Raw genomic sequence first — 7,094 nt, 5'->3', positions numbered from 1 at the left:
GCCCACCAGCGCCGATGGTACTGCTAACGCGGGAGAGTAGGCCGCCGCCAGTTTTTATTTTATTTTTAAAAAACCTTTATCTTTACGATAAAGGTTTTTTTGTTATATACCTACACCTACACCAACACTAAACCCACTCAACATACTACCTAAATTAACTAACACAAATCCAAACAGAAACAGAAGTAATGAGTAATAGATAATGAGAAGAAACCCAGATTTAAAACCTATCATTCTAGCTCGAATTTGAAAACCTCGTATTTCGAATTCCAAATTATTCATCATTTGGAATTTCTCTAGGGTCACTATTTAAATTTTATTCAAATACCAGGGATTTTTAGTTTTCTAATTCAAAAATTATGTAACTTAGTAAGATAAAAACGATTACGAATATTAAATTATATAATATGAAAAAACATTTATTCCCTCTGTTTTTACTGTTATTCGGTGTGAATGCTCAAGCACAGCAGGATTTCTTTGCGATTACAGGAAAAGATACGCAAAGTATTACATTCAATGATTTTCGTGCCATTGATGGAACTAATGGAACTTCAGGAGAGAAGTTTTTTACTGCCGAAGCTTCATCAAAAGTATTTTCCCAAGCAAAAAAAGGTATTGTCGCGGAAGACAGAAATTCTTACAGTCATTCTCAAGCTGTGACATTAGCTGCTCTTGCGTATGATTCTTCGAATAATAATCTGGTATACATGCCGATGTTTTCTTCTAATATTTATATTTTAAATCCAAAGACAAAGGAAATTACTTTAGTGGAAAATAATATAGCAAGAGTATCCTCATGTGATATTAATTCTCATATTACCAGAATGGCAACCGGATATAACGGAAACATTTATGCTGTAAATAATGCAGGAACACAGTTTTTAGAAATCAGAAAAGAAGCCGGACAATACACTGTAAATGATCTTGGAATCATAAAAGATGATGCCTCAAATGGCAGAAACTCATTTACTGCAATGGAAACCGGTTTTGGAGGTGATATGATTGCAGACGCAGATAATAATTTCTATGTATTTGCTGCTTCAGGGAATGTTTTTAAAGTTGTGACAAAGGATTTAAAAGCTAAATTTATAGGTAAAATTACAGGTATTCCTGATAACTATTCGGTAAACGGTTCTGCAGTAAATGCTCAGGGTAAAGTAGTCGTAGCAAGTGCAAAAGGAGGTGCTTTATATGAGGTCGATCTGGCAACTTTGCAGGCTAAACAGCTTCAGGGAGAACAGGGACTTCATATTTATGATTTAGCAAGCAAATATTTTGCTAATGATAAATCTGCAGCAGTTAATAGTTTGGCTACAAATCTAGATATTTATCCAACAAGGGTTGATGAGCACTATATCAATGTGCATATTAATAATAATGTAAAAGGTTCTATTAAACTGAATATTTTTGATATGGCAGGTAAAAATGTAATGACTCAGAACCTATCTGTGAAAGAGGGTTCATTAGATGAAAAAGTATATCTTAAAGGATTTGTGACAGGAGCTTATATTGTAAATATTGTCGATGAATCAGGAAAAGTTATATTCAATAAAAAGATTTTAGTTACAAGATAATAGGATGCTATTAGTCAGCATATAAAGACCTTTTCAAATTATTTTGAGAAGGTTTTTTAATGATTATTTGATATCCAATAAGTTTTATTTTTCGATATTAAAATGTACTTTTATAAAAAAATATAGATGAAACTATACTTTAATGTAGGATATATTGTAAATGCTGGAGAAAACCTGCAGCTGGTATTTGGTGAAGAGGAGAATACCTTACATGTCCATACTATGTTTTACGCGGAGAATGGTTTATGGAAATGTGAAGTAGACTATTTTTCAAAATTCATTTCCTATCATTACCGCGTAGTGAATGAAAAAGGAAATGTATTAAGGGAAGAATTTGTGGGGCATCATTTGAGTTTTCCACATAATTATAAAGAGTTTATCATTTTTGATGAATGGAATAACAAAAACTTTCCTGAGAATTATTTAAATAATAAAATTCTTTATAATAAACTACACGACTTTATTCCTGAAAAAGTTACTGTTTTAAAAAGACATACCCATCTCTTTAGAATAGAAGCTCCTATTTATAATCCGGATTGGAGAATTGTTCTTTTCGGAAGTACGGCATCTTTAGGAAACTGGAGTTATGAGAAAGTTATTCATCTTAATCAGACAGATTTTGGAATGTGGGAAGCCTCCGTTGAAATTCCGGAGAATGAATTTATCCAATTTAAATATTGTGTTTACGATACTAAAGAAAATAGGGTTATAGATGTAGAAACCGGAGAAAACAGATTCACGGTAGCTAACCAATTATCCGACGTTTTACAGGTTGTTTCCAACCATTATTTCAGGTTTAAAGGATATCAGATGTATCATGATGCCGGTGTAGCAATTCCTGTATTTTCTTTGAGAAGCGAAGACGGATTTGGAGTAGGAGAATTTACAGATCTTAAAAAACTGGCAGATTGGACGAAAGAAACCAATCTTGGAATTATTCAGATTCTCCCGATCAATGATACAACTGCTAATTATTCCTGGACGGACTCTTATCCTTATGCAGCTGTATCCGTATATGCTTTGCATCCACAGTATATCTCTTTAGAAAATCTTGATTATTCTTTACCGAAAGAATTAGTTGATGAGTATGTGTCTGAAAAAGAGAAATTAAACTCTTTGGATCTGATCGATTATGAAAAGATGATAGAAGGCAAGTGGAAATATCTTACTGCTGTTTTCCACAAGGAAAAAGACAAAATTTATAAGGACAGAAATTTCAAAAAATTCATCAAGGATAATGAATACTGGCTTGTTCCTTATTCTGCATTCTGTGTTTTGAGGGACAAGTATAAAACACCTAATTTCAACGAGTGGAAGACCCACAAAAAATACATTGCCGGAAAGATCTCACAGTTTTTTACAACGAAAAATAAAGATTATGATACTTCAATGCTTCATGCCTGGGTACAATATCAATTGCATGTACAGCTGAAGGATGCTGTTGATTATACCCATAACCTGGGAGTTTCGTTGAAGGGAGATCTTCCTATTGGTATTTACAGATATTCTGTAGAAGCCTGGACAGAACCGGAATTATTCGGTATGGATTTCCAGGCTGGTGCACCTCCTGACCAGTTTACTGAATTAGGACAAAACTGGGAGTTCCCAACGTACAACTGGGAAGCGATGAAAGCAGACGATTACAAATGGTGGAAAAACAGGTTCAAAGCTCTGGAACAGTACTTTGATGCCATGAGAATTGATCATATTTTAGGATTCTTCAGAATATGGAGAATGCCGGTTTCTGCTGTACAGGGAATTTTAGGGTACTTTTATCCGGCTGTTCCTATTGTAGCGGATGAATTTAAAGCCTGGCAGATTCCGTTCAATTTTAACAGGTATTGTAAGCCTTTTATCAACAATAAGATCTTATGGGATTATTTTGGGGAAGAAAGCGGAAAAGCTCTTGAGTTTATGAACCGTAATGAAGATGGTACTTATACTTTCAAAGAAGAGTTCGATACTCAAAGAAAACTCGTTAACTTCTTTAAGAAAAAACAACATGGTTCTCTTGAAGAAAAATTAGTTTCCCTTTGTGCCAACGTTTTGTTTTTAACAGAAGAAAGAAATGGGAAAACAGTTTACCATCCGAGATTCAATGTTTACAATACAGAATCTTATCAATACCTTCCTGAAGCAGAACAAAAGAGTATTTATGACCTCTACCATGATTACTTTTTCAGAAGACAGGATTACTTATGGTTTGAAAAGGCCATGGAGAAACTTCCGGTTATCCTGAATGCTACTAAAATGCTGATCTGCGGTGAAGACCTGGGAATGGTTCCTGCCTGCGTACCCATTGTGATGGATGAATTGGCTATTATAGCACTTAAAGTACAAAGAATGCCTTCTGAAAATATTCCATTCTATAATCCTAAGAATGCGAATTACATGAATGTAGTAACAGCCTCTTCTCACGACAGTTCAACATTGAGACAATGGTGGAAAGAAGATCCTGTATTGACACAGAAATACTACAATCAACAGCTGATCCAGTATGGAAAAGCTCCTGAAGATCTCAATCCTCATCTTGCAGAGATCATCATGAAGCAGCATTTATATAATGAGGCTATGCTGGCTATTTTCCCGATTCAGGAGTTTCTGGCCACAGATGCAGAACTTACCAATAAGAAAATGGATAACGAAAGAATCAACAACCCTGCCGTTTTCCCCCATTATTGGCGCTACAGAATGCATATCAAACTTGAAGATCTGAAAGAGAAAAAATCTTTCAATCAAAAAATTGCTCACTGGGTAAAAGATAGTGGGAGAGTGTAAATTTAACAATTGATTATCAGGTAGTTGTAAATATTTTGAAAGAAGTTTAATCTTATGATTTAACTTCTTTTTTTTATTTGTATCAAAAAGATAGAATTAAGATATTCTGCTATATATTAACCAATTAACGACTATAGAGATGAAAAAAATATTTTTGGGATTAGCTTTTGGGTTAGGCGTTTTGACGTCAGCTCAGCAGTATCCAAATAATGGTTGGGATGATGATGGTTATTATCAGAATGATGGAGGTTATTACAGTGATCAAGATGATAGAAATTATTTCCCTGACGATTATTATTACAATTATCCACAGGACTATTATCCAAGCAATTATTACCAAAGCTATTATAACGACTACAGAGGAAGTATTATTAATATCGACTGGAACGGCTTTTTCGTACAGAACAGATTAAGCAGATGGCAGGTAGATCAGATTATGAGATTGAATAATCTGTATGCAAGCTTTACAGCATGGAATAATTTCTACAGATATAATCCGGACAGATGGTACTATGACAGATTTTATGCTCTGGAAAGAATTTTAGGACCAAGAGTATTTGTGGTTTTCCAGAATAACTATTACAGAGGAACCAGCCCGATAGTTTATTTCCAGAATTACAGAAGAACTTATTATGTACCGAGATATACTGTAATGCCAAGATATAGAAATATTAATATCAATATTTACAGGGTAGACCGATCAAGATTCCGCAGAATGGAGAATCCTACTTTTGATATTATCAGAAGAGACAGCAGACCAGATAATGGTTTCAGAAACACAAGAAACAATGGAAACTCAGGAGGGTTCCGTGGAAATAACGGAAATAACAATAATTCTGGTTTCAGAAATGAGAATAATGGTGGTTTCAGAAACAACAGCGAAGGCGGTTTCAGAGGGAATTCTGATAATGGAGGAAACAGAGGAAATGCCGATAACGGAGGCTTCAGAAATAATAATGGAGGCGGTTTCAGAGGGAACAGTGAAGTAAGAAGAGAAGCTCCTAAAAGAGAAGATAATGGCGGATTCAGAGGAAATAATGGAGGTTTCAGACAAAAATCTGAAAATTCTGCACCAAGACAAGAGAACCGTGGTAATGGCGGTGGCGGTTTTAGAGGCAGTTTAGTAAGGAATTAATTTTCATATATTATATTTAAGTGGTGTGAAGGGCAGGTTTTTATAATCTGTCCTTTTTTTTGATGTTTTGTTAATTTATTTTTATTAAAATTTAACATTATTTATGAATTTCTCAATTTAACTTATGTTTTAGTTCATAATCAAAAAGATATAATAACAAAATAACAATTAATTAAATTTTAAAAAGATGAAAAAATTAGTTTTAGCAATAGCATTTATCGGAATAGGAGGTTTTGCAATGGCACAACAAACTACAACTCCACAAGACAGACAGGCAAGAGCCGTTGAAATGAAGCAGAAAATGGAACAGAAACAACAGGAACGTCTAGACCAGATGCAGAAAGACCTTAATCTTAATCCATCTCAGGTAGCACAGATAAAGGCTCTTCAGGATAAAAGAAAAGCTGAAATGAAGGCGGAATTTGACAAAAATAGAGTAGACAGACAAGCTAAGATGCAGGAAATGCATGCCAAAAGGGCACAAATGGATACTGATATGAAAAACATCCTTACTCCTGATCAATATGATAAATGGCAGGCTGACAGAAAAGCTAAAGCAGAAAAAATGAAAATGGCAATGAAAGAAAGAAGAATGATGAAAAAGCCGATGAATACAGGAACTGCTGAAGTAAAATAACAGCTTGTAATTTTAGTTTTTTAATGTGTTAAGGATGGATATTGTTCCATCCTTTTTGTATTAATTTTCTTTAAAACTTTTGATTTCGGGCTTTTATTCCCTATTTTTGACTATAAATTTAATACTTATGGTTAGCGAAAAAATTGCAAAATTAATTAACGAACAAATTGCCCACGAACAATACGCTGCTCAATATTATCTTTCAATGTCTGCATGGTTTTCTGGAAAAGACCTGGATGGAATTGCCAACTATTTCAGAGTACAGAGCAAAGAAGAATTGATGCATGCAGATAAAATGTTTGATTATTTGAATGATGTAGGAGGCGAAATTATCATCGGGGAAATTCCAAAACCACCCCACGAGTTCGAAAATGCAACAGATATTTTTGAAAAAGCATTAGCACATGAGAAAATCGTAACTAAAAGTATTTTCAATATTGTAAAAAATGCAAATGAAGAGGGAGATTTTGCAACAACATCATTCCTGCAGTGGTTTATCAACGAACAGGTAGAAGAAGAAGCAAGTGCTTCTCAATATGTAACAAAAATCAAAATGGTATGTGATAATCCATCTGCATTATACCTTTTTGATCAGGAATTGTCTCAAAGAGTATTTACTCCTGATACAACTGCTTAAAATTCAAAATTCTTCAAAATATAAAACCGTTATCCTCAGGAATAGCGGTTTTTTATTGTAGGATTATATCGTTATTTCTTATACGCAGGTCTTTGTATTCTCACTGCAGAAATAAAAACGACTGCTCCCAATACAAAGCTCAGAAACAATGAATTGGCAATGTTTTCAGTAGACATATAATGACGGTTATCTTCTGTAGCAGATGAATCTGAGTAATCCATAATATGATAAATGACCATTGTAGAAAACAACATCATAATCAGACTTATTACAAAGGAAGTTAAATATATTCTCATGGCTGGTTAGTTCTAATCAAAATATAATCAAAGGTTA

General features: G+C 33.9%; 6 protein-coding genes. 5 read left to right on the top strand and 1 reads right to left on the bottom strand.

Annotated elements, in window-relative coordinates:
• Positions 1-407: 407 nt before the first annotated feature.
• From A1704_RS08120 to A1704_RS08100, 5 genes are all read left to right on the top strand, one after another.
• Positions 408-1,574 carry a T9SS type A sorting domain-containing protein gene (locus tag A1704_RS08120; RefSeq protein ID WP_062672299.1) on the top strand — a complete coding sequence of 389 codons (1,167 nt, stop codon included), beginning with the start codon at positions 408-410 and terminating at the stop codon, positions 1,572-1,574.
• Between the two features lie 126 nt (positions 1,575-1,700).
• A complete protein-coding gene (locus A1704_RS08115) occupies positions 1,701-4,352 on the top strand; it encodes a 4-alpha-glucanotransferase (RefSeq protein ID WP_062672297.1) in 2,652 nt (883 codons plus the stop codon).
• A 139-nt stretch (positions 4,353-4,491) separates the two neighbouring features.
• Positions 4,492-5,487, top strand: coding sequence for a hypothetical protein (locus A1704_RS08110; RefSeq protein WP_062672295.1), 996 nt, complete (start codon positions 4,492-4,494; stop codon positions 5,485-5,487).
• Between the two features lie 187 nt (positions 5,488-5,674).
• Positions 5,675-6,124, top strand: coding sequence for a hypothetical protein (locus A1704_RS08105; protein WP_062672294.1), 450 nt, complete (start codon positions 5,675-5,677; stop codon positions 6,122-6,124).
• A gap of 127 nt (positions 6,125-6,251) precedes the next feature.
• On the top strand, positions 6,252-6,761 hold the full coding sequence (locus A1704_RS08100) for a ferritin (RefSeq protein ID WP_002981834.1): 510 nt from the start codon (positions 6,252-6,254) through the stop codon (positions 6,759-6,761).
• 71 nt (positions 6,762-6,832) lie between these two features.
• On the opposite strand, the gene A1704_RS08095 is transcribed toward A1704_RS08100, so the two are convergent.
• Positions 6,833-7,057 carry a hypothetical protein gene (locus tag A1704_RS08095; protein ID WP_131797488.1) on the bottom strand — a complete coding sequence of 75 codons (225 nt, stop codon included), beginning with the start codon at positions 7,055-7,057 and terminating at the stop codon, positions 6,833-6,835.
• Positions 7,058-7,094: the final 37 nt, after the last annotated feature.

Origin of the sequence: Chryseobacterium cucumeris (assembly GCF_001593385.1) — a bacterium.
Lineage (GTDB): Bacteria > Bacteroidota > Bacteroidia > Flavobacteriales > Weeksellaceae > Chryseobacterium > Chryseobacterium cucumeris.
This window is presented reverse-complemented; position numbering and strand designations above follow the sequence as displayed.